The 26,515-nt window shown below is 50.9% G+C and carries 29 protein-coding genes; 20 read left to right on the forward strand and 9 right to left on the reverse strand.

Annotation, left to right across the window (positions count from 1 at the left end; translation table 11 throughout):
- Positions 1-37 precede the first annotated feature (37 nt).
- A complete protein-coding gene (locus BDD26_RS05350) occupies positions 38-730 on the reverse strand; it encodes a DUF5710 domain-containing protein (RefSeq protein WP_115825753.1) in 693 nt (230 codons plus the stop codon).
- 148 nt (positions 731-878) lie between these two features.
- Here BDD26_RS05350 and BDD26_RS05355 point away from each other — a divergent pair, with 148 nt between their 5' ends.
- The 10 genes from BDD26_RS05355 to BDD26_RS05400 are packed head-to-tail and all read left to right on the forward strand — an operon-like array spanning position 879 to position 8,633.
- Complete coding sequence (locus BDD26_RS05355; RefSeq protein WP_115825754.1) at positions 879-1,208, forward strand: integrative conjugative element protein, RAQPRD family; 330 nt, start codon at positions 879-881, stop codon at positions 1,206-1,208.
- Positions 1,205-1,441 carry a TIGR03758 family integrating conjugative element protein gene (locus tag BDD26_RS05360; protein ID WP_012989740.1) on the forward strand — a complete coding sequence of 79 codons (237 nt, stop codon included), beginning with the start codon at positions 1,205-1,207 and terminating at the stop codon, positions 1,439-1,441. Before BDD26_RS05355 ends, BDD26_RS05360 begins: the two co-directional genes overlap by 4 nt.
- A gap of 35 nt (positions 1,442-1,476) precedes the next feature.
- Positions 1,477-1,854: a TIGR03745 family integrating conjugative element membrane protein gene (locus tag BDD26_RS05365; protein WP_115825755.1), complete on the forward strand. Its 378-nt coding sequence runs from the start codon at positions 1,477-1,479 to the stop codon at positions 1,852-1,854.
- Between the two features lie 9 nt (positions 1,855-1,863).
- Positions 1,864-2,220 (forward strand): TIGR03750 family conjugal transfer protein, encoded by a 357-nt coding sequence (locus BDD26_RS05370; protein WP_115825756.1) that lies wholly within the window; start codon positions 1,864-1,866, stop codon positions 2,218-2,220.
- Entirely contained in the window at positions 2,217-2,873 is a 657-nt protein-coding gene (locus BDD26_RS05375) for a PFL_4703 family integrating conjugative element protein (protein WP_115825757.1), read from the forward strand. Before BDD26_RS05370 ends, BDD26_RS05375 begins: the two co-directional genes overlap by 4 nt.
- On the forward strand, positions 2,870-3,703 hold the full coding sequence (locus tag BDD26_RS05380; RefSeq protein ID WP_115825758.1) for a TIGR03749 family integrating conjugative element protein: 834 nt from the start codon (positions 2,870-2,872) through the stop codon (positions 3,701-3,703). The genes BDD26_RS05375 and BDD26_RS05380 overlap by 4 nt, the downstream gene beginning before the upstream one ends.
- Complete coding sequence (locus BDD26_RS05385) at positions 3,693-5,123, forward strand: TIGR03752 family integrating conjugative element protein (protein WP_115825759.1); 1,431 nt, start codon at positions 3,693-3,695, stop codon at positions 5,121-5,123. Before BDD26_RS05380 ends, BDD26_RS05385 begins: the two co-directional genes overlap by 11 nt.
- Positions 5,123-5,479, forward strand: a complete 357-nt coding sequence (locus tag BDD26_RS05390; RefSeq protein ID WP_115825760.1) for a hypothetical protein — start codon at positions 5,123-5,125, stop codon at positions 5,477-5,479. Before BDD26_RS05385 ends, BDD26_RS05390 begins: the two co-directional genes overlap by 1 nt.
- A complete protein-coding gene (locus BDD26_RS05395) occupies positions 5,467-5,868 on the forward strand; it encodes a TIGR03751 family conjugal transfer lipoprotein (RefSeq protein WP_115825761.1) in 402 nt (133 codons plus the stop codon). Before BDD26_RS05390 ends, BDD26_RS05395 begins: the two co-directional genes overlap by 13 nt.
- Entirely contained in the window at positions 5,868-8,633 is a 2,766-nt protein-coding gene (locus BDD26_RS05400) for a conjugative transfer ATPase (RefSeq protein WP_115825762.1), read from the forward strand. Before BDD26_RS05395 ends, BDD26_RS05400 begins: the two co-directional genes overlap by 1 nt.
- A 155-nt stretch (positions 8,634-8,788) precedes the next feature.
- Here the strand turns inward: BDD26_RS05400 and BDD26_RS05405 are convergent, their stop codons facing one another.
- The 7 genes from BDD26_RS05405 to BDD26_RS20020 all read right to left on the reverse strand — a co-directional run bounded on the left by BDD26_RS05405 (position 8,789) and on the right by BDD26_RS20020 (position 16,028).
- Complete coding sequence (locus tag BDD26_RS05405) at positions 8,789-9,424, reverse strand: GAD-like domain-containing protein (protein WP_115825763.1); 636 nt, start codon at positions 9,422-9,424, stop codon at positions 8,789-8,791.
- A complete protein-coding gene (locus tag BDD26_RS05410) occupies positions 9,424-10,794 on the reverse strand; it encodes a polymorphic toxin type 15 domain-containing protein (protein WP_115825764.1) in 1,371 nt (456 codons plus the stop codon). The genes BDD26_RS05405 and BDD26_RS05410 overlap by 1 nt, the downstream gene beginning before the upstream one ends.
- Positions 10,795-10,804: 10 nt before the next feature.
- Positions 10,805-11,161, reverse strand: coding sequence for a DUF4150 domain-containing protein (locus BDD26_RS05415; protein WP_115825765.1), 357 nt, complete (start codon positions 11,159-11,161; stop codon positions 10,805-10,807).
- Positions 11,154-12,380: a DUF2169 family type VI secretion system accessory protein gene (locus BDD26_RS05420; RefSeq protein ID WP_115825766.1), complete on the reverse strand. Its 1,227-nt coding sequence runs from the start codon at positions 12,378-12,380 to the stop codon at positions 11,154-11,156. Before BDD26_RS05420 ends, BDD26_RS05415 begins: the two co-directional genes overlap by 8 nt.
- An 11-nt stretch (positions 12,381-12,391) precedes the next feature.
- Positions 12,392-14,233 carry a type VI secretion system tip protein TssI/VgrG gene (tssI, locus tag BDD26_RS05425; RefSeq protein WP_244922665.1) on the reverse strand — a complete coding sequence of 614 codons (1,842 nt, stop codon included), beginning with the start codon at positions 14,231-14,233 and terminating at the stop codon, positions 12,392-12,394.
- A 36-nt stretch (positions 14,234-14,269) separates the two neighbouring features.
- On the reverse strand, positions 14,270-14,788 hold the full coding sequence (locus BDD26_RS20015) for a type VI secretion system baseplate subunit TssF (protein ID WP_244922666.1): 519 nt from the start codon (positions 14,786-14,788) through the stop codon (positions 14,270-14,272).
- 76 nt (positions 14,789-14,864) lie between these two features.
- The gene (locus BDD26_RS20020; RefSeq protein WP_342353458.1) at positions 14,865-16,028 is read right to left on the reverse strand and encodes a type VI secretion system baseplate subunit TssF; all 1,164 of its coding nucleotides are present in this window, start codon (positions 16,026-16,028) and stop codon (positions 14,865-14,867) included.
- Positions 16,029-16,105: 77 nt separating this feature from the next.
- Between BDD26_RS20020 and BDD26_RS20780 the strand changes: the two genes are divergently transcribed.
- The 10 genes from BDD26_RS20780 to BDD26_RS05470 all read left to right on the forward strand — a co-directional run bounded on the left by BDD26_RS20780 (position 16,106) and on the right by BDD26_RS05470 (position 25,087).
- Positions 16,106-16,402 (forward strand): hypothetical protein, encoded by a 297-nt coding sequence (locus BDD26_RS20780; protein ID WP_425330421.1) that lies wholly within the window; start codon positions 16,106-16,108, stop codon positions 16,400-16,402.
- Complete coding sequence (locus tag BDD26_RS05435; protein ID WP_425330422.1) at positions 16,402-16,731, forward strand: TIGR03757 family integrating conjugative element protein; 330 nt, start codon at positions 16,402-16,404, stop codon at positions 16,729-16,731. Before BDD26_RS20780 ends, BDD26_RS05435 begins: the two co-directional genes overlap by 1 nt.
- Positions 16,728-17,696, forward strand: a complete 969-nt coding sequence (locus BDD26_RS05440) for a TIGR03756 family integrating conjugative element protein (RefSeq protein ID WP_115825767.1) — start codon at positions 16,728-16,730, stop codon at positions 17,694-17,696. The genes BDD26_RS05435 and BDD26_RS05440 overlap by 4 nt, the downstream gene beginning before the upstream one ends.
- Before the next feature lie 52 nt (positions 17,697-17,748).
- Positions 17,749-19,146, forward strand: coding sequence for an integrating conjugative element protein (locus BDD26_RS05445; RefSeq protein WP_244922797.1), 1,398 nt, complete (start codon positions 17,749-17,751; stop codon positions 19,144-19,146).
- 8 nt (positions 19,147-19,154) lie between these two features.
- Positions 19,155-19,490 carry a hypothetical protein gene (locus tag BDD26_RS05450; RefSeq protein ID WP_115825769.1) on the forward strand — a complete coding sequence of 112 codons (336 nt, stop codon included), beginning with the start codon at positions 19,155-19,157 and terminating at the stop codon, positions 19,488-19,490.
- Positions 19,487-21,001, forward strand: coding sequence for a conjugal transfer protein TraG N-terminal domain-containing protein (locus BDD26_RS05455; protein ID WP_115825770.1), 1,515 nt, complete (start codon positions 19,487-19,489; stop codon positions 20,999-21,001). Before BDD26_RS05450 ends, BDD26_RS05455 begins: the two co-directional genes overlap by 4 nt.
- Before the next feature lie 569 nt (positions 21,002-21,570).
- Positions 21,571-21,993 (forward strand): hypothetical protein, encoded by a 423-nt coding sequence (locus tag BDD26_RS05460; protein ID WP_115825771.1) that lies wholly within the window; start codon positions 21,571-21,573, stop codon positions 21,991-21,993.
- Between the two features lie 147 nt (positions 21,994-22,140).
- Positions 22,141-22,338 (forward strand): hypothetical protein, encoded by a 198-nt coding sequence (locus BDD26_RS19365; protein ID WP_147299001.1) that lies wholly within the window; start codon positions 22,141-22,143, stop codon positions 22,336-22,338.
- Positions 22,339-22,795: 457 nt separating this feature from the next.
- Positions 22,796-23,764 carry an integrase domain-containing protein gene (locus BDD26_RS05465; protein WP_115825772.1) on the forward strand — a complete coding sequence of 323 codons (969 nt, stop codon included), beginning with the start codon at positions 22,796-22,798 and terminating at the stop codon, positions 23,762-23,764.
- Positions 23,765-24,079: 315 nt separating this feature from the next.
- Positions 24,080-25,087, forward strand: a complete 1,008-nt coding sequence (locus BDD26_RS05470; RefSeq protein WP_115825773.1) for a hypothetical protein — start codon at positions 24,080-24,082, stop codon at positions 25,085-25,087.
- 33 nt (positions 25,088-25,120) lie between these two features.
- Here BDD26_RS05470 and BDD26_RS05475 read toward each other — a convergent pair whose 3' ends face one another.
- Positions 25,121-26,386 carry an IS4 family transposase gene (locus BDD26_RS05475; RefSeq protein ID WP_115825774.1) on the reverse strand — a complete coding sequence of 422 codons (1,266 nt, stop codon included), beginning with the start codon at positions 26,384-26,386 and terminating at the stop codon, positions 25,121-25,123.
- Positions 26,387-26,515: the final 129 nt, after the last annotated feature.

Raw genomic sequence — 26,515 nt, forward strand, 5'->3', positions numbered from 1 at the left:
GCTACAAACCGCATCAAATCTGGATCTGAATGCAGGACTAATGGCGATATACGGATGGGGTGTTAACCACTTGCGCCATCCATTCAAACCAGTCACAAGCCTGACAGGCTCGGCTGCTTCCCTTCGGATCGAAATAGTAGTGATGATCCGAAATATCTTCACAATACCCGACAAACGGCTGATCGATACGATGCAGCTGAATAGCTGCCGCTTGCTCTTTGGAAGCAGGAAAGAACGCCCCATTGATTTCGGCAAACAGTTCGGTATCATCCTGCTGTACGTCACAGTGTTCGCAGTGGTTTATCCAGTGCTGCCGTTGTAGTGGCTGGTTGACGACTTTGCGCAGGCGGTGGTGAAAGCCGGGCAGCACGCTACGCACAAGGGTGGGAAGATCGGCGAGATAAAACAGGAACGCCGGTCTGTCCTGCTCGGTATAATCAATTTCGGTATCGGGTTTATCGTTGCTGTCCACTTCCAGCAGCTGATGACCGGCAGGCAGCATAAAAGCCGTCGCTATGGTGTTTCCCTGACAGTGCGGGCAGGTAGTCTGAGTCTGGGCGAGATACCAGTATTCCGCATGAACATTGTAAAACGGCAGCCAGTTGATAAACGGCGTCGGGTCAATGCTGTTATCGATATACCAGATTTGTTCAACGGCATCCCAGTGCGCACCCAGCTTCCGTGCCTTTTCGTATTCATCATCGGGGACGTTTAAATCAATCCGCAGCATGTGTTTTCCTTCATCATTAAGTTTTGGCTGAATAAGTTAGCCAGACTATTTAGCTAATTTTCACCAAAGCAGAAAGAGTTTATTGCTGATTTGACCTGAAAAACCCCGCATCCTCGGCCTCCTGAAATCCATAACGAGGTAAGTGTTGATGCGTGGTGACTTTTCTTTGTCCCGTTCTGCCTGTCTGCTGGGGATGATTGTATTGTGTATACCGCTTGCGCAGGCGGCTGAAAAAGACGAACTGGCGAGTGCAAAGCGTTTGATTGAGCAGGTACAGATAGCATTGGAGCGCGCAAGCCTCGCCGAAAAGCAGTCTGACACCCCAACCCGCCCTCGCTATGACTTTGATTACCTCCGTATCAAAACGGATCTCAACACCATCAAAGCCGGTATTGATCACTACCTGACCCCTTCCCGCGCCCAGCAGCAGGCGTCAGGCAGTGTATCCGGTCATTACCGGCAGGAACATCCGCAATGACCGAAGCACAACGCACTGCCTTTACCGTGGCCTCGGGGCACTTTGATATCACTTTTCTGTATCTGGTCTGCGTCGGATTTTTCTTAGCCACCCTGTTTCTCTGGGCAGCCTGGGCCGCGGTCGATGTCTGGAACGGCTGGGCGAATGAAAAAGTACGTAACCAGACAATCAGCCAGTTTGCTATGCGAACCGCCATCTTACTGGTGGTTGCGGTCTGGATGTTTGCCAGCTGATGCAACGAACATAATGAAAAAGGAATGAATTGAACATGAAGCCAATTTTTACCGTTTGCCGTCGTATCAGTGCGAATCTGATAACCAGAATAAGTACCGTTTTTTTGCTGTCCGGTCTTTTCTGTCAATCAGCCCGGGCCGATTTGCCGGCTATCGAACCGCCAAAAAGTGGTGGCGGGGGCGGATTACTGGGACAGGTGAAGGGCTATGCCCAGGATGGTATTGTGATTGGTGGGCTGATCCTTTCGGCAGTGGCGTTTTTTAAGGTCGCCTCGGCGGCGGTTGAAACCTTTTCGGAAGTGCGGGACGGCAAAGCCACCTGGACACAGTTTGGCTCGATCATCGTGGTCGGCGTGGTGCTATTGGTTGCGGTGATTTGGCTGCTGGCGAAATCGGCCGGCATTATTTTTTAAGGGGCGCACATGCAGACGATCCCGTTCTTACCCGATCGCTTAAACGCCGAACCGGTGGTCTTTCGCGGCTTCACCACCCCGGAGATGGGGCTGGCGGCAGTAGCCGGAATAGGCGTCGGGCTGATGGTGAGCCTGCCTTTTATCCCGTTAGCGGGCTGGGTGATGATCCCCACCGGCATGCTGGTCATGCCTTTGTTGTTAATTAGCTTTGGCGGGCGCTGGCTTGCGCAGTTTAAACGCGGTAAACCGGAAAATTATCTCTGGCTGAAATTGGAAGAAAAAAAACGGCGGTTGGGGATCGGTGATCCGACGTTGGTTATTGCGGCGCAGGGCTGGTCATTACGGCGCAGCAGGAGCGCACGATGAGCCGGTTTCGACATGCACTGAAAAACCGTGACCAGCATATTCTGACCCTGCGACTTGCCTGCGGGGTACTGGTGCTGGTCTTATTGATCTCGCTCACGGGCTGGATGACGGCACCGCGCAATCTCACCATTCATAACCCGCCGGATTTACGCAGTGGCAGCACCCGGGCGTGGTGGGAAGTTCCGGCACCGAGTGTCTACAGTTTTGCGTTTTATATTTTCCAGCAACTGAATGCCTGGCCGAAAAACGGGGCACAGGATTATCCGGCCAAAATTGTGGCCTTATCGCCCTATCTGACCCCTGCCTGTCAGGATTTTTTGCAGGAAGATGCCAAAATCCGGGCCGACAGTGGTGAGTTGCTCGACCGGGTGCGGGTGGTATACGAAATTCCCGGTCGGGGCTATGAGACAAACAGTGTGACGGTACACAACCGGGATAATTGGAGGGTGCGGCTGGATTTGGTGGCGGATGAATATTATCACGCCGAACCCGTTAAACGAGCGCTGGTGCGTTATCCCCTGAAAGTGGTGCGTTGGGAGGGGGATGCCGAGCGTAACCCGTTCGGGTTGGCACTGGATTGTTACGATGGGATGCCACAACGGTTGGAAGCCATGCCGCAACCCGTGGAAGAGAAAAAAGGGATGTTTCAATGAAAAGGTTGCCTTCTCTCTTTACCTGTTTGGGACTGATGCTAAGTAGCGTGTTGTTGTCCAGTTTTGGAGCGAACGCAGATGAATTGCTGACCTGGGAACGCATTCCGTTACCGGTGACGCTGCAAGTCGGTCAGGAACGGATTATTTTTGCTGACCGGAATGTACGGGTCGGGTTGACGCCGTCACTCAGCGATAAATTGCGGGTGCAGAGTGCAGGCGGGGCGATTTACCTGAAAGCCCGTCAGGCTTTTCCGCCGACCCGTCTGCAATTACAGGACAGTGAAAACGGTGAAATTATTCTGCTGGATATCCGTACTGCTAAAACGGCCCCGGACGAGCCGGTACGCCTGATTTACGCGGATGAAAAGTCGACTGTGTCAGCCGAAAAATCCCCTTTGCAGAGCCAAGACACATTATCTGCGCCCGTGCCGGTGGTGTTAACCCGCTATGCCGCGCAGCAGCTGTATGCACCGCTGCGCACCCTTGAGCCGGTCACTGGCATTCATCCGGTCAACCTGCACTTACCTTCGATCATCACGACACTCTATCTCTCAGCGCCGATAGCCATCTCTCCGCTGGCAGGCTGGGCTGTTAAAAATTATTCCGTCGTGGCGCTGAAATTGCGCAATATCGACAAACGCACGCTCACGCTCGACCCGCGCGCCTTGCAGGGGCAATTTGTGGCCGCGACGTTTCAGCATCGCTGGCTGGGAGCCGCCGGGACACCGGAAGAGACCACGGTGCTATATCTGGTGGTCAAAGGGCAGCCGGAAAACGCCTTTATCCCTGAGCCAGCTTTGAAAAAATCTGGAGTCCGCCATGCAGATTAAGTCCAACAGCCTGGTGAAAATACTGGTGCCGGCGGTGCTGATGATCGGCGGGTTTATCGGCATCAAAAGTTGCAGTTCAACAGACACGGTTGCGCCCGCGACACCGCCCAATCATGCCCTGGCCTCGCTGTCCCCGGAGGAGTTACAGGCACTGGGGATTGGCGGCGATACGCCGGAAGATACCCTGCGAACGCTGGTCGGCACACTCAATCAAGTGCGGACAGAACAACAGCGGTTAACTCGGCAGAATGCCGATATCCTGAAAGAAAATGACCAGCTCAAAAATCAGCATCACGATGTGGCCAGTCAGATAGACGCAGCGGTTGCCACTATCCGGCAGGATGATGAACAGCGCCGGCGCGACCTACAGGATGAACAGCAGGGATTACTGGCACAGATTGATTTACTGACCGAGCGGCTGAATTCAACCCCGCTGACTACGCCCGACAGTCCGGTACCGCTGGGCGCGGGAAGCCATCCCTATTCAGTAAATACAGGCACCGGGCAGGATGACCTTATCTGGATAACGCCGGCCGATGAAAAACCGGCAAACGGGCAGGGCATCGGCCATGGCCATACCTCGGCACAATACCCGACCTCATTTTTAAGTGAACAGCCCACTGCCGGGCAAAATAAATCCCAATATGCTGCGCTTCAGAACCCCCCGAAGGAAGAAAACGAAAAACCGGTCTATACCCTGCCGGAAAATGCCACGTTAGTGGGCAGTCAGGCGATGACCGCGTTATTAGGCCGGGTGCCGGTCAATGGGACGGTGACTGACCCTTATCCGTTCAAAATTCTTATCGGCAAAGACAACCTGACGGCCAACGGCATTGAACTGCCGGAGGTGGAAGGGGCGGTGGTGTCCGGCTCGGCCAGTGGTGACTGGACGCTTTCCTGCGTGCGCGGTCAGGTTAATTCCATCACGGTTGTCTTTCAGGACGGCACGGTGCGTACCCTGCCGGGCGCAGGGCAAAACACCCACAGCAGTGCGGACGGCATCGGCTGGCTGTCCGATGAAAACGGCATTCCCTGTATCAGCGGTGAACGCAAATCCAATGCCAGCACTTATCTGCCGACCCTGTTTGCCCTCTCGGCCATGAATTCGGCCGGCGATGCCCTGAGTGAAAGTCAGCATACCGCCCAGACCAACGGCACAGGCGGTATCACGACCGCGTTAACGGGCAATGCCGGACAGGCCGCATTAGGCAAAGCGATGTCAGGTGGCATGAATGACATGAGTGAATGGCTCAAACAGCGCTACAGCCAGACGTTTGATGCGGTTTACGTCCCGCCCGGTGCCCGTGTTGTGGTGCATATCACACAACGCCTGGCGATTGATTATGAAACGAAAGGACGTAAGGTGCGCTACGGCGTGAGTGAGCCAGCCCAACGTGATAATCAGGAAGCATTAGATTAATGGAAAAGACCCCTTCTCAGTGGATATTCAGTGCGGGTTCCCCGTATTGCCTGCAAGTGTCGGTGATGTCACTGACTGAACCCGCACGGGTGCAGCTTTACTGGCGTGCGGTGCGTAAAAAAGAGTGCCGGTTGTACCTTTCAACCGGCAGAGAATGTCAGCCGTTGAGTGACGGAGATTTTACTGTCTTTCGTCTGACGGAAACCCAGTGGCAGGCGGTGGTAGAAGGCAAAGCCAGCATGGCACCTGAACAGTGGGTGCCTTTGCCCTTTACCTTATCAGAATTGGCAGTACATCCGGAATTTGCCATGTTTACTGCTCTTGGTATCCCGGAGGCCGCCGTATGCGGAAAATAAAATATTATTGGCTGTTGGGGTTGGCAGGGCTATTAGTCGGATGTACCACTTCGAAAGACGCCTTACTCCCTGCCGGAAAGCAGACAGTACTGGCAATGTGGCAGGGGAATAAGGCAGGTCATGCCACCGAATCGGCAAGGGAAACACTGCGCCGTTCTTTAACTGTATCTGAACGGCTCAGGGCTCTGGAAGAACCTTATCATTACAGCCGTTCAGCCGCGCAGGAAATCAGCCAGCAGTTTCCCCGCTTACCGAATCCCGATATGGTGATGTATATCTTCCCACATCTGGTTGCCGGCAACACGCCGATACCGGGCTACAGCACGGTATTTCCGTTTTATCAGCAGGTACAGTATGCCCTGCCGGGTGAACGCACGGAGGCACTGTAATGGAAAAACTCAAGGCACTGAACCGCCCCGGCAAACTGCGTGAAGCGGATGAAGCCGCCATTTATCAGGCCAATCCTTCTATTATCGATTACCTGCCCTGGGTGGAATATCTGGAAGACGGGCAATGTTTATTGTTGGATGACGGGATTTCCGTCGGCGCGGTCTATCAGATTGAATCCATTGCCACCGAAGGCCGTCCCGCTGAGCGGTTGACTGAAATCCGGGATCAACTGGAAGATGCGATCCAGGACAGTCTGGAAGAGGACGATATTTCGCCATGGGTGGTGCAGTTTTTTTGTCAGGATGAAGATGATCCTGCTGACTATCTCAACACCTTGCGGGGCTATGTGAAACCCTGGGCACAGGGAACACTGTTTACTGACGCCTTTCTGGCGGAATCTGAGCATCACCTGAACAGCATTGCCCGGCCTGACGGGATATTTCAGGACATCTTAATCACCGGGCAACCGTGGCGGGGCCAGCAGCGCCAGACCCGTATGGTGGTTTACCGGTGGCTGCCTGACGGGCGCAGATCCCCTGTCAACCATCTGACCTTATCGGCGGTGGCTGCGCTCAATCAGGTCTGCGAGCGGCTGGTTTCATCACTGGCTGCTGCCGGTGTGATTGCCCGCCGACAACATGGCGGGCAGATCCACCGTTGGTTGCTGCGTCATTTTAATCCGGCGCCGGATTGGGGGATGGCAAAAGCCGATTTTTACCGTACCGTCAGTTATGAAGCCCCTACACAATCGGATCTCCCCGTCAGTAATGACTTTGCCGAAAGCCTGTGGTTTACTCCGCCGGTGTCTGATCCCGATGCAGGAGTCTGGTGGTTTGACGGCCTGCCGCACAAAGCGGTGCCGGTCGAACGTCTGCGTCGTCCGCCGGAGCCGGGTACGCTGACCGGCGAAGTGAAACGGGGTGACAATATCAATACTCTGATGGATATGATGCCGGAGGGCACCGTGGTCTCACTGACGATTGTGGCGCAGGCACAGGACTGGCTGGAAGAGGATTTTACCCGGCTGGCGAAAAATGCCGTGGGGGAAAACACCGAATCACTGCGCGTCCGGCAGGATGTGCAGGAAGTCAAAGCACTACTGGGTCGACGGCATAAACTGTACCGCAGTGCGCTCACGTTTCTGGTGCGCGGCAAGGATGTTTCTGATCTGGACCATCGGGTGCACCAGCTGTCTTCCACCCTGTTGACGGCAGGGTTACAGCCTGTCCGACCGGAATTCAGTGTCTCCCCGCTGAATGCCTATTTACGGGCACTGCCGATGTGCTTTAATCCGCTAAAGGATAAAAAACACTGGTACAGCCGGTTGACCTGGGTACAGCATCTGGCCGGGTTGCTGCCGGTCACGGGGCGTTCGACCGGCACCGGGCATCCGGGGTTCAGTTTCTTTAACCGGGGCGGGGCACCGCTGACCTTCGATCCGATGAACAAACAGGATCGCACCCAGAATGCCCACCTACTGCTGTTTGGCCCGACCGGTGCCGGGAAATCCGCCACGCTATGCGCCTCGCTTATCCAGTTAATGGCCATACACCGGCCGCGCCTGTTTATTGTGGAGGCGGGCAACAGTTTTGGTCTGCTGGCCGATTACTACGAAAGTCTGGGGCTGACGGTGAATAAAATTGGCATCAGACCGGGCTGTGGGGTCAGTCTGGCGCTGTTTGCCGATGCGCATCAGTTGCTACAACTCAGCCCCAGGCAATTGCGCATTCATGAAACCGACATTCCTGATATGGATGGGCAACCGGAAGAAGAGGGGGATGAACAGCGCGATATTCTGGGCGAGATGGAAATTGCTGCCCGGCTGATGATCACCGGCGGTGAAAAAAGAGAAGAAGAGCGGCTGACCCGTTCTGATCGGGAGCTTATCCGCGAAGCCATTATGCAGGCGGCTCAGACCAATTTTGCAGAGTCACGCCAGATGGTAGCATCAGATTTGCAGAATGCATTGTATGCCACCGCCCGCAATCATCAGCTGGATGAACATGGGCAGCCATTAATCACAGCCCACCGACGGGCACGAGCCGATGAAATGGCCAGCGCCATGTCAATGTTTACCCAGGGATTTGAGGGAGAACTGTTTAACCGTCCCGGCACGCCATGGCCGGAAGTGGATGTCACCCTGATTGATTTGGGCACACTGGCGCGGGAGAACTACTCGGCACAAATGGCACTGGCGATGGTGTCACTGATTAATAAAGTCAATAACCTCGCCGAACGGGATCAGTATCAGGACCGCGAGCTGCAACTGGTGATTGACGAAGGCCATATCACCACCACCAACCCGTTGTTATCCCCCTATATGACCAAGGTGGTGAAAATGTGGCGTAAACTGGGGGCCTGGCTGTGGCTTGCCACGCAAAACCTGGCGGATTATCCGGATACCGCCGAAAAGATGCTGAATATGGCAGAATGGTGGTTGTGTCTCACTATGCCACCGGATGAAGTGGAACAGATTGCCCGGTTTAAGAAACTGACGGAAGAGCAAAAAGCGGTACTGCTTTCCGCCAGTAAATTGCCCCGCTGTTATACCGAAGGGGTGGTGCTGGCGAAAAAAATTGAAGCCTTGTTCCGGGTAGTGCCACCGAGCTTGTATCTGGCACTGGGGATGACGGAAAAAGAAGAAAAAGCGGAACGGAGGGCGTTGATGCGGAAGCATCAGTGCAGTGAACTGGACGCCGCTGTTCTGGTTGCAAAGAAGATGGATGTGGCTCGGGGGTTGCGGGCTGATCCTGATACTGCGTGACCCTGTAAATAATTCTGTGTATTTACTTTGAAGGGCGTCTGTCTAATGTGATAACGACTAAATTATCGTGACACAGAATATTGAACGCCCTCGAAAAAACAGAACTTCAGGTGATGGCTTAAACCGATCTCAGGTTAATTATATAGATGACATGATCAAAACTCATGTATATCAGGTTCGGAGAATTGGCGTAAAATATCAAAATGAATATGCATATTCAGTTTTCTCACGTTTTCAACTTTGATCTCACCACCTAAAGAAATTGCTGGTTCAAAACCAAATATTTCATTTTCATTTAATAAACCATGATTTTCTATAGCTTTTGAAAAAATACTTGTGTTTGATTCTTCGGTTAGGTCAAGTGAATCTATATTTTTACTTGAAAAAAAAGTGGAAATATCAAAATCCAACTCTTTTTTTGTTTTCTCTGATGAGTCTTCTTTATCATAGAAAATAGTATTAAAGATACATGATATTGACAATATTGTACCAGTCTTTTGCCCGCAGAGATAAAGTTCACCAAAACCGCTTCTAGCGATAACATGATAGGAGTCCATGGATTCAAAGGGGGTATCTTCCAGCCACATATCAACAATATCTTCATAATCGTCAGGATTGACAATGCTGAATAAGCCATTTTGATAACTGTTCCAACCTTCTGTTTTCCAATAGTACAATAGCTGCCCAGGTAATTTTCCCAGCCATTTCTCTATAGATTCAACTGGTACAGCTCTATGTTGAGTTGCTTCTCCCCATTTTTTTATAAAATACTCAAAATCTTCATCACGCATTATTTATTCCTCTTCTTACGTTTTTGAGGTTTCTTTTTATTATTTCGACACACTTCTAATTGAACATTCATCTTAGCGTCACTCAAACCACTGTCAATGGCTTCTTGGGCTGCTTTATCTAATGTTGATATACGATAAGACCAACTTTTCCCAATAGCGCTGTTCACGTTAGTACTACCGGCTCTTGTGGGCTTAGGATGATTTTGCCCTCCCGCCGACATATCCGGTTCGTGCAAGGCAGCCAGCCCATCCATTATTTTATCAGTTTTATTTTTTGCTAGTTCTTCTGCTTTATTTGGTAAAACGCCTTTATTTCTTTGACTCTTATATATTCGTTTGAATATTTTATCGCTTAAAGATTTTCTAAATTTATCCTGTGCAGGAGCAGCTGCCGTATTACGACCAATACCTTTGTTACTATCCTCTTTTGCTTGTTTAAAGGCTTTTCTAGCAGCCTGAAATTCAGCAGGTGTCATTTCATTAATTGCATCCTGCTGCCTGCGAAGTTGAGCCTCATACTCTTGTACATAGGCTTTTCTTTCTTTGTCTGTTTTTAATGATTTATAATGCTTTCCATTATAGGGGTTAAAACAAGAGGGTTTTGTTTTCTTAACGCCTTTGATCTTACCCCCTTTATTTTGCTGGCTCTCTTTTAGCTCCTTTTTAAGCTCTTCTGGATTTTTTTGGGGTGTTTTTTCATCTCTTTTCTCTGCTCTTTCCTGTCTTCGCCTGGCTCGGGAGTTCTTCCGCGCTTCTCCCTTGCCGGAGAACATTGACATCACTTTTGACCCGCCCTTAGCGATACCTTTAACCATTCCCTTGACTATTCCTTTCGGGTTTAAATCACCCAGTACTGCACCGAGTTCCTGCTCAGGATTATCTAATGTCATCCTGAGTACATCAAGATTACCGGTGGCTGCCATTTCCCTGGCCTCTTCAGCAGCTTCCGATAACACCTTTGCATGCTCTTTATTGCCGAAGAGTTTATACCATCTTGCCGCGTCTTCCATATCACGAGCTGCCTCCCGTTGGGCAGCCGGATACGCAAGTTCTGCAATATCAACCCCAAAATTCCAGGTATCTTTTGCCGTCCCTTTGCCCATTTCGGCAGCACTTTTACCCCCCTCAACAACCGCATTTTTCGCGCTGTCATAGGCGCGAGCGGAAAAACTTTTTTCGGTTTGTGTGCCGGATTTGAGGATTGGACTTGCTTCACCGGGGGCTTTAGTGACCTGAGGAGGTTGCCCGACAATTTCACCTATTGTGTTGCCTTCCCCTGTTGGGGAATCATTGCGCGCCTTTTTCTCCAGCAAAGGCTGATCACTCACCGTAGGCGGTGTTTTTTTTGTTTTTTGTGGTTTCTTGGCCATAGCCGTATCCTTATGCGCCGTTCATCCAGAATTTGTCACCGTGTCGCAGTAGAAGCCTGTTGCCTGCCCGGACACTTTTTGAGTGCTCTTTAGGATGGCACTTGCCTCCCACGGTGCCGCTTTTGATGCCATTGGCAACGCCGGGTTGGTCGCCCAGTGTCTGGGGCACAAAGCTTTGTGCGAAAACCACCAGGGGTTTGCCGTTTGCTCGCACAGATTTGACCGGCACAGAGCTGTCTGCCAGTTTGGCCACGACCGGATAGGGAATGGGTGGCGTTGAGGCACCCATCGGTGTTTTGCACACATCCGGCACTATACTGACGACCATCCATTGCGTTGCCGTTCGGGCGAAGTAGTTATCAGCCATAATGCAGCTCCTTGCCATCGCCTAAATCGATCCTGACCAGAGGGGCATCCGGCTTCATTTCAAACCGCGCCTCCATCAATCTGATAGACTCGTCAATTTCGGCGTGATAGCGGTAGGTCATGGAAAGGGTGAGCGCTTCGCTGTCGATAATTAAGGTATCCAGATACATCAGGTCAGGTATCATTTCGCCATTCATCATTCTCAGTAGCATAAAGGGGCGGTGTCCCGGTAGCTGCACTCGCAGTATGCCTTCACGGGTTAAGTGGAACAGGCTGATACGGATATTGTTATCGGGATGGTCGATTTGCTGGTCTTCCGGCGCGTTATTCCAGTAACCAAAATCAAAATCGTCAGGCAAATACGGATGACGCTCTTCCAGCCAGGTTTCATCATAGGTGCCCGCTTTGGTTCGGCGGGGTAACCAGGGACGGCCAATGATACCGAAACCCGCAGGTTGGCAGCTGGGGTCGGTGATAGGCGTTGGCGGTTCTGTGTTGTAGGAGAAGTTTTTCCCAGTGATAGGTGCATCCGGGTATTCAATACGGGGTGCAGGGTAGCGGGAAAGCGCTTTCGCTTCCGCATACCAGGGGGTGACAAATCCTGTACCAATCGGATTGTATTCGAAAGTGGCATGAGCTATCGGAGGTGCATCTTTTTCCGGATGCAGTTCCCGTTGCTCAGCGGACAACCTGAATTCAGCAGCTACGGCAGCGGCTGTCTCATCGTCATCATAGATTCTGCATTGCCCTCCAAAGGCGTATTGGTAGTCTATCGGCAATTCCGTGAATTTTTGCGGTGATGTCAGTTGCCATTCGTCCTCTGACGTACGTTGAAACTCGCGTTCTCCCCAGACCAGCAACGTTTTGTCGATAAGGGGCTGCCGGTCTGCTGTGGTGACGAGTAATCGTATGGGGACTCTTTCGGCGGGAATGCCGCCCTGCGCATAGGCCACGCCGTTGACAATGACATCACATTTCGGCTTTAACGGTGCCAGATCGCTTTCCTGTAGGACGGAGGACTGGTTGAGTTCGCCACTGAATTCATCCTGCAATGCCAGCTCACCAAATGGTTCGGTTAAGACGGCCTGATAATACGGTCCGTCGCCGATAGGCTGGAGCTGATAGACGATTTTCATCGCCACAACATGATATTCTTCGTCTTCGGTATCGAGCATCTTGTAGTGCATAACCGAAAAAGGGGTCAGATTTTTAAATTCCATCTCTAAGCTCCTTAGTTCAGGTCGATGTCCTGCGCGCTGATTTGAATGGCATCACTGGCCTGGAACAGGAAATTATTCCCCTGAATGGTGACATTACCCAGTTTGTCCATGCGCAGAACACTGCTGCCACAACGCAGTTCAATAACCGTACCTGCGGTAATGGATAAAGACTCACCGACGTCAAGTGTATCCGTCAGGCCAATGGTCTCTTCTCGGTGTTCATAGACTTCAATGTTCTGATTTTTCTCGATAGTTTCAGAATGGTTTGCCAGCACATGGGTATCACGGTCATTGAGTACTTTGGTATTCATGTCCTTCTGGGCATGGATAAACACTTCTTCACTGCCTTTCGCATCCTCAAACCGCAGTTCGTTAAAGCCTTTGCCTTTGTGGGTTTTGGTCTTGAACGTGGTGCGGGTTTTCTGCGAAGGCAAATCCAGCGGCGGGCGGTTCAGACCGTTGTAGACACAGCCGGTGACTATCGGGCGGTCAATATCGCCGTTCAGGTAAGAGACAATCACTTCCTGCCCGATGCGCGGGATGGCCATAAAACCAAATCCGTTTCCGTTCCAGCCCTGAGCCACGCGTACCCAGCAGGAGGCACCGTCATCCGCTTTGTCATAACGGTTCCAGTGAAAATGGACTTTTATCGCGCCGTCTTTATTGACGAAGATTTCTTCCCCTTCCGGGCCAACCACTGTGGCGGTTTCATCGCCATCGGCCAGTGGCTTGTAATGGAACGGCGGACGCCAGTCGGCAAGACCGTCGATAAAACTAAAGTGATTGCTCAGTGTGGTGCCCTCGCCGCCGTTATCGCCCATGGCTCCCGGACAGCGGCCGTGATGGCTGATCCCGACAATCTGCCAGCGGGCATTGAGCGGAGCGTGCGGGTGGCTGTTGATTTCAAAGATTTTGCCCGGCATCAGTTTGATGCAGTTACTGCTGCCGCTGCCGGTCTTTTTCTGGTTATCCAGTGCCTCATGGCGGTATTTGAGGAACGGTTTGGCTGCCGCATCTTTTTGAAAACGCCCGTAACTTTCAAACACGGTATACGGGGTTTGGCTGCCAAAATCGCGGAAACCTTCACTGCTTTGCATATGCGAGAGGTGATAACGCGGATTGTCATAGTTAAAGTCTTTGTGGAGGCTGCGTTGCGGACTCATGCCGACACCCAGCCGCACCTGATAAATCGTATCGATGCCGTGGGCAGTTTCCGGTTGTGGGCTGTAGGTCAACGGTAATCCTGCGGTCATCCCTAAATGGCTGTCACTGAAAAAGGCCGTTTCATCCTCAAACCAAAAACTGATACCTTCTTCCGCCGCCAGTCGGCTGAAAAATCCATAGTCAGATTCGCGTTTCTGGGTCACGTATTCCCGGTCTTGATGAGGATCGTAGAGTTTCGAATCCGCCCGCACGTAATGTTTTTTCATCAAATCCGTCAGGATGGCAGGCACATTTTGCTGATGGAATATCCGGCTTTCCTGATTCAACGTCAGGCGCCAGAGTGCCGGCCGCACGGTCAGGGTATACAGGGTTTTATTGCCGTCGGTGCCGGCCCAGTCAGCATGAGAGATGATGCCGGTGATTTTGCGTTGCAGTTGTACGCCTTGGAAAACTTGCAACACCGCTTCCTGCATCAACAAGGCGGTTAAATCGATTTCTGGTTTAGGCCGAAAGGGGTTATCGGGCAGAGACTGAACCAGTGTCAGATTGAGGGTAAACAGTTCAGATAATCCCTCTTGCAGGGAAAACTCCCCTACCGCAAACGTTGATTCAGGCAGCCCCGCGACCTGAAACGTAAACCGCAAGCCACTTTTGGCGGCAGGCAGCTTATCAATAATATTTTTCATCATAGTGTGTTTTGTTCCTTATTGTGATGAGTCAATGGCTTACATCTCCCTGCGTGTTCCGTAGACTTCCCGGAAAGCCCACAACACGCCGCGCGTGTCCGGGGTAGACACATCCAGCTTGACGAAGGTGGACTGGCTGATAAAACACGCCATGGCTTCATGGACTAACCGGCAAAAGCGGTACATTTCCCCCGCGTTGGCGTAACAATCGGGGTTGAGCGTCAGCCCTACCCAATGTCCGCGGACAGGGCGGCCGTATTTCAGGCGATCAGTGAGGTGTTCATCTGTCCGGACAATGCCATCGATATGTCGGCGGATATGGTGGCTGAGCGGGCGATTGAGTTCGGCGTAAGGGTCAAACTGGCGGAGAAACTGTTTCAGGCCGTCGGTGGCAAATAATAACACCGGCGGGCTGGAAAGACAGGAGAGCAATGGCCAACTGGCATTATCTTGCAGCAAGGGCGGATAATCGTCAGAGACCGGCAGAATATTGTGTACGCTGAGGTGGGCGGGTGAGCCTTCCTGTGTGATGGTAATGTCGCCGGGTTTTAAGGTCATGGCCTGCGTGTGGTAACCCAGAAAATCACCGACAACAGCGAGTTCAGGTAAGTGCAGTGCGGGTTTGCCGGTCAGATCAAAAAAAATGCAGCTGGTGTTTCAGCCTGCCCAGTAGATCCCGTTCACGGTGGTACAGGTAATAAAACGTCTCGGGTTCCCCTTCTTCCGCCAGTTCGGGGGTTGACGGCGTAAACTGGTCGATGGGCAGATAGCGGTAGGGTGAGCCCCGTTGCTGGGTTTCATCAGGTTGCTGAACGACCTGAATATCACGCAGCCGGAATAACTGTACGGATTCACCCAGGGACAACGGGTAGCGATGGTCGCCCTCACCCAGCGGCAAGGGTTGGCTGATCAAGGGTTCCAAATGAATAGCCGGCACACAGCCCAGCATAAAAGCATCGCTGACATCATCCAGTGGTAATTCGCCTTTAAAACGGAAAACCAACTCAAAACTGCCGTCGTCATTGAGCGGGACTTCACGACAACTGTCGCTGATATCTACCGTCATAAAGTTATACAAATGAGGCAGTGCATAATATTCCATCAGCAGTTGCATACCCGCGTAAGTGCGTTTTTCCATCGGCAGGATCGGAGTATCAAACAGGTTATGCCAGCCATACGGAAAGCTGCTCAGTTTGCGCTGTTCGCCTTGGGTTCTGAGGCTCATCTCACAGATATGTTCGTCCAGCCACAGGCTTAATTGTGCTGCCCGCGCATTGTCCGTGCCGAGGAAAAAAGACAGCGCCCCGCTTGGCCAGACGGAAGAAGAAATACCCGCCTGGCAAAGCGTCAGCACGATTTCGCTGTGCGTACCGATTTTTTTGACTACCTTGCTTCGTACAATAAGGGGTTCGATATGCAGAGGGCGGCAGGTTTTAAAGGTGAGCAACTGGCCGTTGACTTCCGCAGAAATTGGCGTGCTGGCCGGAATGTCAACAGTGCCCTGATGTTCGCCGTCAATGGGATGAAACTGCATAATGGTTGTGGGCGGAATGGGACTCAGGGCAGTAGGCCAGATACGGGACAGGATGCCGTGGGAGATTTCGGGGCAATCATCCTCAATTTTATCCCGTAAGTTGGCAATCAACAGGGCAAAAGCCTCGAAAACACGCTCAATGTCGGGATCATGGGAAGCAAACAGAAAATCAGCCAGATGAGGCGATGTTTTCGCCACGTATTGAGCCAGTTCGCGCAAATAGGTTCTTTCCCGCAGATACATGGACTCCTTGTTGTTTTTCATTGGCTTTCTCTTTTTATCCTAATGTACCGATGAATAGTTAATCGGCATGTTATGCATAAAGTTTACATAAAATCAGTATGATGCTCGTAGAGGAAGGGTATTGTACGAAATTACTCATTAATATGTTTAATGCTATTCAGTTTTTTAATCATTTAGGAAAAGTCTCATTCCTCGTTATGTGTCATGGTGTAGCGAAATCTGGGACAGGTGTTTTTTTGCATTTTGCAAAAATGAATTGTTTGCTGATTTTTGTCCCTATTTTCTTCACGCTGTTCCGATGTTTTGTGGCATGGAAAGGACGCGATGAAAAAAACGGGTTTACTGTTCCTGATGGGATGGATGGTGTCTCTGTCCTCGGGGGGCCAAAACGGTAGTGTACACTGACCGCCAGTACCCGCCGGTGAATCTGACACCGGACAGCCATGTGGTCTGGCTGGATGCGGCTGAACAGCATCAGAAAAAAACCTTCCCTCAACTTTCCGCTGATCCCCAGCAGGCAACCCTTCAGGCACAGGCCGTGCTGCAATCGCCCCAATGGCGTCAGCAGGAACAGCTGCTTATCAACGCCTACCGTGATGTTGTTGAAGCCTGGCAACGGGGTGTGCGTCAGTACCCGGCGGTGGTCTTTGATGATCGTGATGTGGTGTATGGCACCGCAGATGTGGCTAAAGCGGCGGCGCTCAGGGAGCAACACCGGCCATGAATCCGTCACATATTGCTTTTCCTGTGCTCATCACGCTGGTTGCGGCGTTTGCGCCGGCCACACAAGCCGCCATCAATACGGCCCAAATTGTGGCCGGCAGCCTCTCACCTGCCTGTATTCAGTGGCGGGTCAGCGGCATTTGTTACTGGCTGTTCTGTTCATGGCATGGCTGCACGGTAAAAACCTCGGTCAAAGTGACTCATTTCCTGCCGCAGACGGTGGTCTCCACCTATCATGCACCCGGCGGCAATCCGTGGTCTGAAATGGCGCAAATCAGCGCCTTATCCGGCGGGCTGGAAAATACGGTGACCAGCGCCTTATCTAACTTCACTACCGGCGGGGGCAATCATAATACTCAGGTTGCCGGAAAGCGCAGTACCCATCTGCGTTTCAAATACGCTGATGCTATCGGGCATCCCGCCACCACGCTGATAGGCGGGCAAATTCCGGGTTACTCCTGTAAAAGTGCAGCGACGCCACTGATGCCTTATTTCCTCAGCACGCTGGATACGGTGGCGTGGCGCAGCGGGTTGCCGGAGTCATTTTATCCAGAAGCTCTTATCCCTGGTCAGCGGGAACTGGGTAGCCAGATGCGTGGCAATATGTGGGGAAATCTCTACCCGCGTTCCGGTTTTGTTACGCAGGCGGATGAAGATAAAGCCTCGGCGGTGGTGGCGCAGCGGGTGGCCGACATCATGACCCGTACCGGGCAACCCCATGTCTATCAGCCGCTGACCAGGCAACGCCGTGACGGCTACTGGCCACCGCCGCCGGTGACGGAAAATACCGGCACGAAAAATCATCAGTGGCAGCGGTTATCGCCACAGTTAAGTCAGTCTTGTGCCGTGTTTCCTGACGGAACACATTCCGCTGCCATGAATGGCAATCAGGCCTATGCCTTGTGGCAACCCTACAGCTGTTGCAAACGGCGCGGGCAGCGTTTTCTCAGCAGTACGGATATTTGAATCAGGAGGTCGGATGACGACAAGAAACGCCTTATGGCTGGTCGTGGGTGCAATGATGCTGGGCCCGGTACAATCCCATGCCACCGGACTGTCCCTCACCTTACCGCAGGTGAATCGAAGTGCCCTGGGCTATGGTGCAGAGGCCAGCGGGGCGGTTTCTGATACGTTGTTTTACACGTTGGGGGGCGGCTCGGTGATTTCGGAGCCGGCGAGTCGCGGGGGTTCAATCACCCTGGCCGGTCTGGAGCTGGGCTGGCGTTCGGATTTGATGTGCGGCAATTTCGACCTGAAAACCACGATCAGCAATCAGCTTAATGGCATTACGGCGGGATTCAAGAACCTGATGAGTGATGTGGTTCAGGGGGCCACCGGAGCGGTTGCCAGCCTCCCCGCCATGATAATTCAGCGGGCCAATCCGGGGCTGTATGACATGCTGACCAACGGGGTATTGCAGGCCAATGTGGCGTTTGATAAAGCCCAGTTCAATTGTCAGAACATGGCGAAGAGAATGATGGATTTTGCGCAGAACAACAAATGGAGTCAATCAGCGGCTTTGCAGGAGTACAAAAATCAGGTCAACGGCGGGGATGGTGATGCTGTGCGTGTCAATAATGCCGGCACCAAAGCGACCGGAGCCAGCGGGCACCCGTGGATTGGCGGGCAACGACAGGGCGGAAAGGGGCAGAATGCCATTCGTCCGACCCGTGATTTAGCCAGCGCCGGGTTTAATATGATGAATCAGCTGCCGGTACTGAGCCAGTCATCGGTCAGCACCTTCAATTGCGAGGGCAGTGCCTGCCGTAAATTCAGCTCGGCGCGGGAAGCGGCCGAGGCGGTGGTTAGTGTACTGGGCGATCGGGCCATCCGGACCTGCGCGCAAGCCACAGAGTGCACCAGTGGGGGCGAGCAACACCAGCCGGGGACGACGGTCGCAGGAACGGGGTTTGCCCCGATGCTGGAAGCCCATACCAAAACGAACGCCGAACAACTGGTGAAACTGGTCAGCGGCACGGAGAAACCCACGCGGGTGAATCTCACCAAACTGAAAACCGGCAGTCTGGCCGTGACGCAAGGTGTCATTCAGGCGTTGCAGCGTGACCCCGATAAGGCCGCCCTGACTGCGCGTCTGGCGGGAGAACTGGCGATGAGTGAGACCATTGAAACCGCGTTACTGATGCGCCGAATGCTGATCACTGGCATGTCCGAACCCAATGCGGCAGCACAATCGGAAGCGCTGGCAGAAGGCGACCGCCGGATTGCCGCCCTGGATAGAGAAATCAATGCGCTGAAAAATGAAATGGAGCTGAAGCAGGCCCTCTCGCGTAACTCCATTCTGACCATTATTGAGCGAGATACGCAGCGTATTCACGCTCATCCGCAAAAACAGGTCGCGGACAGTCAGGATGCCCGTTTTTATCAGTTGGAAGCCCCCAACCGTGAGGTCAGGTAAGTTCGACGATGGCAAAAAAACGTGCAAGATTAAAACGAGGCATCGGATTATCACTGATTATCGCTTTGGCGATGGTGGTGACGTTAGCTACCGGCTGGGCAGGGATGAATTATCCCGAAACCCTGTCTGCCTTGAATCGCGGGATGAAAAGGCATCAATCGTTTTGGCTGTTATGGCGGTTAAGTCTTTACGGCGGGCTGCTCTGGGGCGGTTGGAAAATCTGGCAAAGAGTGAAATATCAGGCGGAATATCGAACAACGCTGAGGCGGATGATGGGGGGCAGCCTGTTGTTTATCCTGCTGGGTGAATACGCCCTGTCAGCCAGTCAGGGAAGTGTGTCATGACCACGAACAGTTATCTGGAATATTTCCTGACCCTGCTCGGCTGGGTGGTGAATAATGGCCTGTGGCATATTCTGATTGCCACGGGGTTGTTTACCCTGCCGTTAGTGGTCAAAGTGATTGCCATTTGGCTGAAAGTGCGGGAGTGCGGGGAGGAAGAAGGCCCTAATGGATTGCAGTCACTGGCCCGGATTGAAAATACGTTCTACAGTGCGTTTTTTGTCATGGTGTTTTGCTGCGTGCCGCTGGTCAATGTCAGCTTCAGCACCCTCCAGTATGATACCGCCCGAACCAAAAGCTGTGGCACCTGGACACCCGGTGCGCCGGAGAACAGCGGTTATGCGCCGGTGATATCCAGCCTGAACAATCAAACGGCGGCAGTGCCGATTTGGTGGGCCGTGGTGCATCGGTTATCCAAAGGGCTGACGCAGGCGGCGGTGGCCGCCATTCCCTGTCGGCCGGATTTACGGCAACTGCGTTTTGACGTGCAGCATACCCGTATCAAGAGCCCGGCACTGGCGGCCGAGTTGCAGGATTTTACCCACGATTGTTATGCGTTGGCATTGTACCAGTGGCAACAACGCGATCCGGAACACACCAGCGACCCGATTATCCTGCATGATATCGGCTGGCTGGGCAGCCGTACATTTTTAGCCGGCGATTACCGGACGCTGCAATCGCGCACGCCCCGGGCTGATTTCCCATGGCAGGAGAGTCGAGACAACGGCCGGCCGTATACCGGGCAGGGCGGCTATCCGAGCTGTCAGGTCTGGTGGTCAGCCGCCAACATCGGCCTGAAAGATCGGGTACTGGCGCAGGCCGACCCGGGGTTGTGGCTGCGTCTGTCTGCGACACTGAAAATGTTGGGTAAAAACACGCCCGCATATCAGGAAGCGGTGATCCGCCGTCTGGTCAGCCCGGTAAACCTGACAGTGTCTCAAGCCGGTCAGGTGTATGCCGGCTATGGGGGGAATGCCGATCCCACGCTGTGGGATGGCTCGACCCGGATAGGGGCCTCTGCCGGTGCGCTGTTGGGGGGCTTACTGGCTTATCCTATGTTCGATGCGGTACGGCAGGCCCTGCCAATGATGCAGGCGGTGATTTTGATGGCGTTGTATATCTTAATCCCGTTGCTGCTGTTGGTGGCCGTGTATGAGTTTAAGACCGTGTTTACCCTGACCTGTGTGATTTTTGCGTTGAATTTCCTGACCTTCTGGTGGGAACTGGCGCGCTGGCTGGACAGCCATTTGCTGGACGCCCTGTACGGCTCAGACACCCACAGCCTGTTTAATCTGGCGGGCATGCAGAACACCTCGGATGATTTAATCATGGGGCTGGTGATGGGGACGTTGTTTATTGTGCTGCCGATGATCTGGCTGGGGGCGCTGGCCTGGGCCGGCGTGCGGATGGGCGACGTCGGTGGCCTGATGAGTCAGGGCGTGGGACAGGTCAGGCAATCCGCCGGCATGTTTGGGCAGATGGTGATGCAAAAGATGATGTCGAAAGGAAAGTAGACAAACCCGTGTTTACAACGTCAGGGATACGCAGTTATCCCTGAATTGTCGTTTGGGTTTTAGGTCAATTTTCTATTTTTTTGCCTGTTTGATTTATTTATTATTGCCTCGTTCATGAAAAATAAAATAAAGATGTTTAACAAGATAGATAAATGAATCATTTAACGCCAATGCGTTATTGATTTAATTTATTCTATTTTATGATGCAGGTCGGTTTTATATTGGTTTTTGTGTCGTTATATTTCATATTGGGATTTTAATACGCAATATTCATGAGGTGACTCACAAAAAAGAGAATAAACCCATGCCATTTTATTTCATGTGAATTACACTGTAAACGCTATAATACTTAACATGTTCTATATCAATAATGCCATTTCATTGATAGTAGACGATTTATAGAAACCTCAATGGTTGAAGCCATTGAGGTTTCGCCGTTTAGTGTCATGAAATAAATCTGAATGCATTCGACTTACCGATTCAGTTTAATTTTTTCGCTATTGAATTCATGATAAAAAGGATTAAATTGGAACGCCTTGAATATCGTCTGAAAAGGCTCAGGGAAAGTCATGCGTGATATTGATAAAAATCACAAAAATAAAAAAGTCAAAAAACAATCCGATCATTTTATTCCTTACAAAACGACATATGATCTGCGGTTAACAAAAAGAGAGCCCAATTTAATTAACATACTGATGCAAGTTCAGGGGTATGAATATGGCTTTTTGACGGTGTTAGGTGTCCGCCCTTTATCACAACGGGGTAACCCGAAAAGTACCTCCATTTATGTCGTGCGGTGTCGGTGTGGTAAATATGCCGTCAGGTCACTCAGGGCCATCAGAAATCCGGCGAATATGAATGACATGTGTGAGCATTGTCGTCACCTGTACAACCTGAGACGCAGAGCCCGCTTTCTTACTGAAGGGAAGGATGTTGATTTGTCAGAATTAACCGGCATTACCGATAAAAAGTCCCTGGATATTAAAGAATAAAGGAAGGGTATTGCGCTTGAATCTGAACTACCTGAGCGCGTAAAAACCGTGGGGCAGAGATCATCGCACTGACATTGACCCGGTTTGATGCACACGCTACCATCGAAATGTAATTATCAGTGATCTGTTCGCCTGTGAGGATCACCCATGCGATGGCGAAACAAAGCTCCCGTAGCCTGCAAGGGAGCGCATTACCCTGTGGTACATCTGCGCACTTTTGGAAGCAGATATCGTCAGACAATAACCCGTCGTCCGACGATGAAAGTTATCCGGTGTGATTCACGACCGGCTTATCATGCAATACGAACAGCGCAGGCTTTGCGTTGTCCCGAATACCGACGATAAACGTCCTGAATGTTGTGCGGCGTCACTTGCGTAAAAGCAGCGCGATTACCAAGTGACGCCGCTAAGCGGCCAACGCCCAGAGCATATCCGGCCTGCCTTTACGACCCATTTGATCCCCGTATTACTCAAAGTCACCCGCTGTTACGGGCCTTTTTCTGTCTGAATCGACTTGCTTCGTTTGTTTTTTTAATCCACTGCCTGACAACAGGCTGATACCGAAAAAAGGAGAAATTACCCACGTCACGATAATGAGGCGTTCACCCTGATTGCATCAGGCACTGAACGGGGAGCATGTCATCGCTGTGCTGAGCACGTTGCGAGCTCCTGCAAAAACTCAACACAACCTCGCCCTTGCTACACATTGTCTGACGCACCACGGAACGGTGAACCTGAACCGACACGCAGGGATTTGTTTAAAAATGAATAAAATAAAAGCAAATGCTCAGGAGATGCGAGGATGGCGCAGAAATCGACACGTTCTAAAATCGAACGGTTCAGAAAAGAATTTATGACCCATGCCCGGCAAGCGGGCGGGAGTTTTGCGACGGTGGCGGATCGTGAGCGGATTGCCCGGCAGTTTCTTCACTTTCTGAAAGACAAGGGCATTAAGCTCCGGCAGATGGACAACCTCAAAACAAAATATATCGAGCACTACATTGCCCAGCGAAAGGCTGACCCTATCAGCCCCCGGACACTGCAAAATGAGATGGCGGCGCTAAGAACCATTTTAACGCAGGCCGGGAAACACAAGCTGGCAGCAGCCGATAATCCGCGTCTGAGCAACCGGGCACTGGGTATTGCTAATACGGATCGCCGGGGAACAAAAATGGCGTTAACCCCGGCAGAATTTCAGGCGGCTTTTCAGCAAGTCGAACAAAAAGATCGGGGCGTGGCCGCGGTAATGCAGCTGGCGTATGCATTGGGGCTGCGTACCAAAGAAGCGGTGGAAGCAGGTAAATCCTTAGCCACCTGGAAAAAAGCGCTGGAAAACGGTCATACCTCCGTGCGAATAGTGTTCGGCACCAAAGGCGGGCGGCCAAGGCAGACGGTCATACTGGATCGGCAAGCCTTGCAACAGGCTATTGCCTATGCTGAGCGCGAACAGGCAAGGCGCAGGGGCAGATTAATAGATAAACCCACGATCCATCAGGCGATAGATCGTTACCGTTACGTGGTCAGACGCGCCGGACTGGTGGGTAAGCTAGCGCCGCACAGCATGCGCTACCATTTTGCGCAGCAATCCGGGGCATATTACAAAGCACAGGGGTTCAGTGAGCAGGAAGTGCTGGCATTGGTATCAATGGATTTAGGGCATGGTGATGGGCGGGGGCGTTATATCCGGCAGGTGTATTACCAGAATGTTGAGGGTGAATACACGGAATTATTTACAGGGTCTGGAACATGTGACTCACAATATTTTAATTGACCTCAAAAATACCCGCTTCTCGCTCAAACCAGATCCCTGAGGCTTGCCTATGAGTATTTTCGTATCAAATCGGACGTTACATGTTCTGCCAGTATCCTTCCTGTTATAGACAATCTGGCATGTTCTCCATCACAATGGTTAAGTATATTAAAATTATTTATCCCTACACCGATTTTGTCTAATAAACTGTTGAACACATATTTAATGTGACATTTTTGCACTGATAAGTAGTATGTAGATAACATGCACTGAATTTGGCGCATATTTACTTTGTGCGAAGATAAACGCTATAAATTTTGTCAAGGGAGTGAATTCATGTTATTGGAGAATAGTCTTCAACAAGACGTTATTGCATCTGTGAAAAAATCATTAACTTTTGATCATTTTTACCAAAGAATCAAACCCGATATATCATCATTTATTAGTGTAACCTCAAAACTATCGCTAAAAAACCTCGATGATTGGGAGCGCTTAATTCGCTGGGAAATCTACTCATCGCTCCAGCAATATAACTCCCAAGCTACAGAAATTAAGAGTCAGTTAATTGGTTCTCTTAGATGGCTGGATTTATGCAATGCTGATGGCTTCAAGCGAGAGAGAGCACTCAAGATATTAGCAGGTGGAGCACCAAACAGCTTTCTACTTACTTTGGTATTCCGAAAACTGAATGACTGGGTACCACAGGTAAGAATTGCTGCACGTGATGTATTGCCATTAATTGTGGAACAATCAGATCCAGAGATTATCGTTGATGTCTTATTTATAATACTTCCCTATTGGAATTCATGGGGAAGAATGGGGGATGAAGAAAAACAAATCCTACTGAATATTATTGCAATGAATCAAGTTGCCGAGTCCCTTAAGAAGCGACTTATCTTATCTACTTCTGGGCCTGCCGCTACTATATTTTCACAGGCTGGTCGTATCGATGCACTGGATACCTTTCTGGCTGAAATTGCAGAGTTATCAGTTCAGCCTGCCTTGCGAGCCAAAGCATATCGCTGCCTGTTAGAAAGCAAATTTGTTTGGGCTGAAGGAAATACATGGCAGTGGGCAGACAAAGTATATGGCATACGGCGACGTATTCCTGTTTTAAATGAAAGGATAGTAAGCACAACAACCTCATTTATTGAGTACTTAAACATGGCAACAACTGACCGTTCCCCTATGGTTCGTCGTATTGCTGGAGAAATGCTAATTAAACAGTTAGAAAATATTGGAGAAGAAGCGTTTAAATTGGCACAATTGCTAGCATCAGACAAATCAACAGCAGTGGCAGAACGAGGAAGGTATGTATTAACTGTTTTAGCAAAGTTAGTTTGAGAAGATAGATAATGACAGCCACAAAATATAAGGTTAATTAATTTGTTTAAAGCACTCATCCAATATCATGTTTTTCCTGACTTTTCTTTGTGGTGTCTTGAAGGCATTTTGGGATAAGTATTCTTTCGCTTCTTCCAGACAAAAAATGATTTCTGACCAGGCCTTTTGAAGAACGCTGCTTAATATGGGGCGTAGCCAAATACAAGTATTATTAGCGGCTTTCAATAAGGATACTGTCGGCAGTAAACGTCTTGCTAGACTACGCCTGAACAGTAATCCTAATAAACTCAGCCAGATAAGATTTTCAACGATGGATTTGTGGCGGGTGGCATAGCTCCGCCAATTCGTATGTGATTTCAGTTCATTAAACAGTAATTCAACCTGCCAACGACAACGGTAAACGACCATAATATCATCAGCGGTAAATTCAGTTGCAGATAAATTCGTCAGCCACAGACAGTAACGACGCTCTTCGGCCACCCAGCGCCGAATAATACGAAACTCAAAACCGTCACGGCGGCAGGTCAAATCCAACACTTCCGAACGATTTTTTCGCCGTGTAATGTCTTTTAGCTTGAGAGCTCTCAGTTTAGGCAGCGATTTTCCCTGCCCATTTTTTGCGTCAATAATGAGTGGATTAAGTGACTTACCTCCCCGAACGATAAACGAACCACCGTACTGCGAGACCTGTTGGAAATAGGCGAAATCGGCATAACCTGCATCCGCCAAGAGCAACTGGTCTCGCAACATTTCCGGTGCAGGCAGGTAAGCGCGCTCAGAAGCGGTATCAGCGGTAATGGTCATTTCAGTCGGTACTTGTGTAAACAAATACAGGGTCATATGGCATTCAACAGCGGCCAGAGAAGGGCTGAACCGATAAGCAAATGTGCCTGATAATGCAGAATGCACTTTGAATGAACTGCCATCCTGCAAGAGCACATTTTTAATCCGTTGAAATTTTTTGGGCGGCGGTATGACGTGTTTTTCAACAAATTGAGCAATGGCAAATCTGACTAATATTTTGACAAAGTCAGTCAGGGCGGATTTTTTAAGATGATTGTAGAAAGGTCTGTATTGGATACGGTGTTTTTTCTCTGGCATCAACCCATTGATTTGTTGGTGTAAATGAGAAATTGAGGTGATATTTCCCGTACTGATTACTTGTATCAGGGCAAGAATAAACAGGCGGGGTTCAAGGCATCGGAGCCGTCGTGTAAAGCCACATCGGCGAGCCATTTTTTCTAAAAGAGCATCATTGAAGAATTGCATTAACTGGTGTTTTATAGCGATAATTGTCATAGGCTTCATGCGTATTTGGGTGGTTTGTTTGGCAACAATTATCCAATCACAAATGAGGCCTTTTTTCTATCTTAAATAAAGGGTTATCTCTTAAGATCCTGTATATGTGACAGGATTAAAGTTTTTAAT

It is taken from the genome of Xenorhabdus cabanillasii (genome assembly GCF_003386665.1).
Taxonomy (GTDB): domain Bacteria; phylum Pseudomonadota; class Gammaproteobacteria; order Enterobacterales; family Enterobacteriaceae; genus Xenorhabdus; species Xenorhabdus cabanillasii.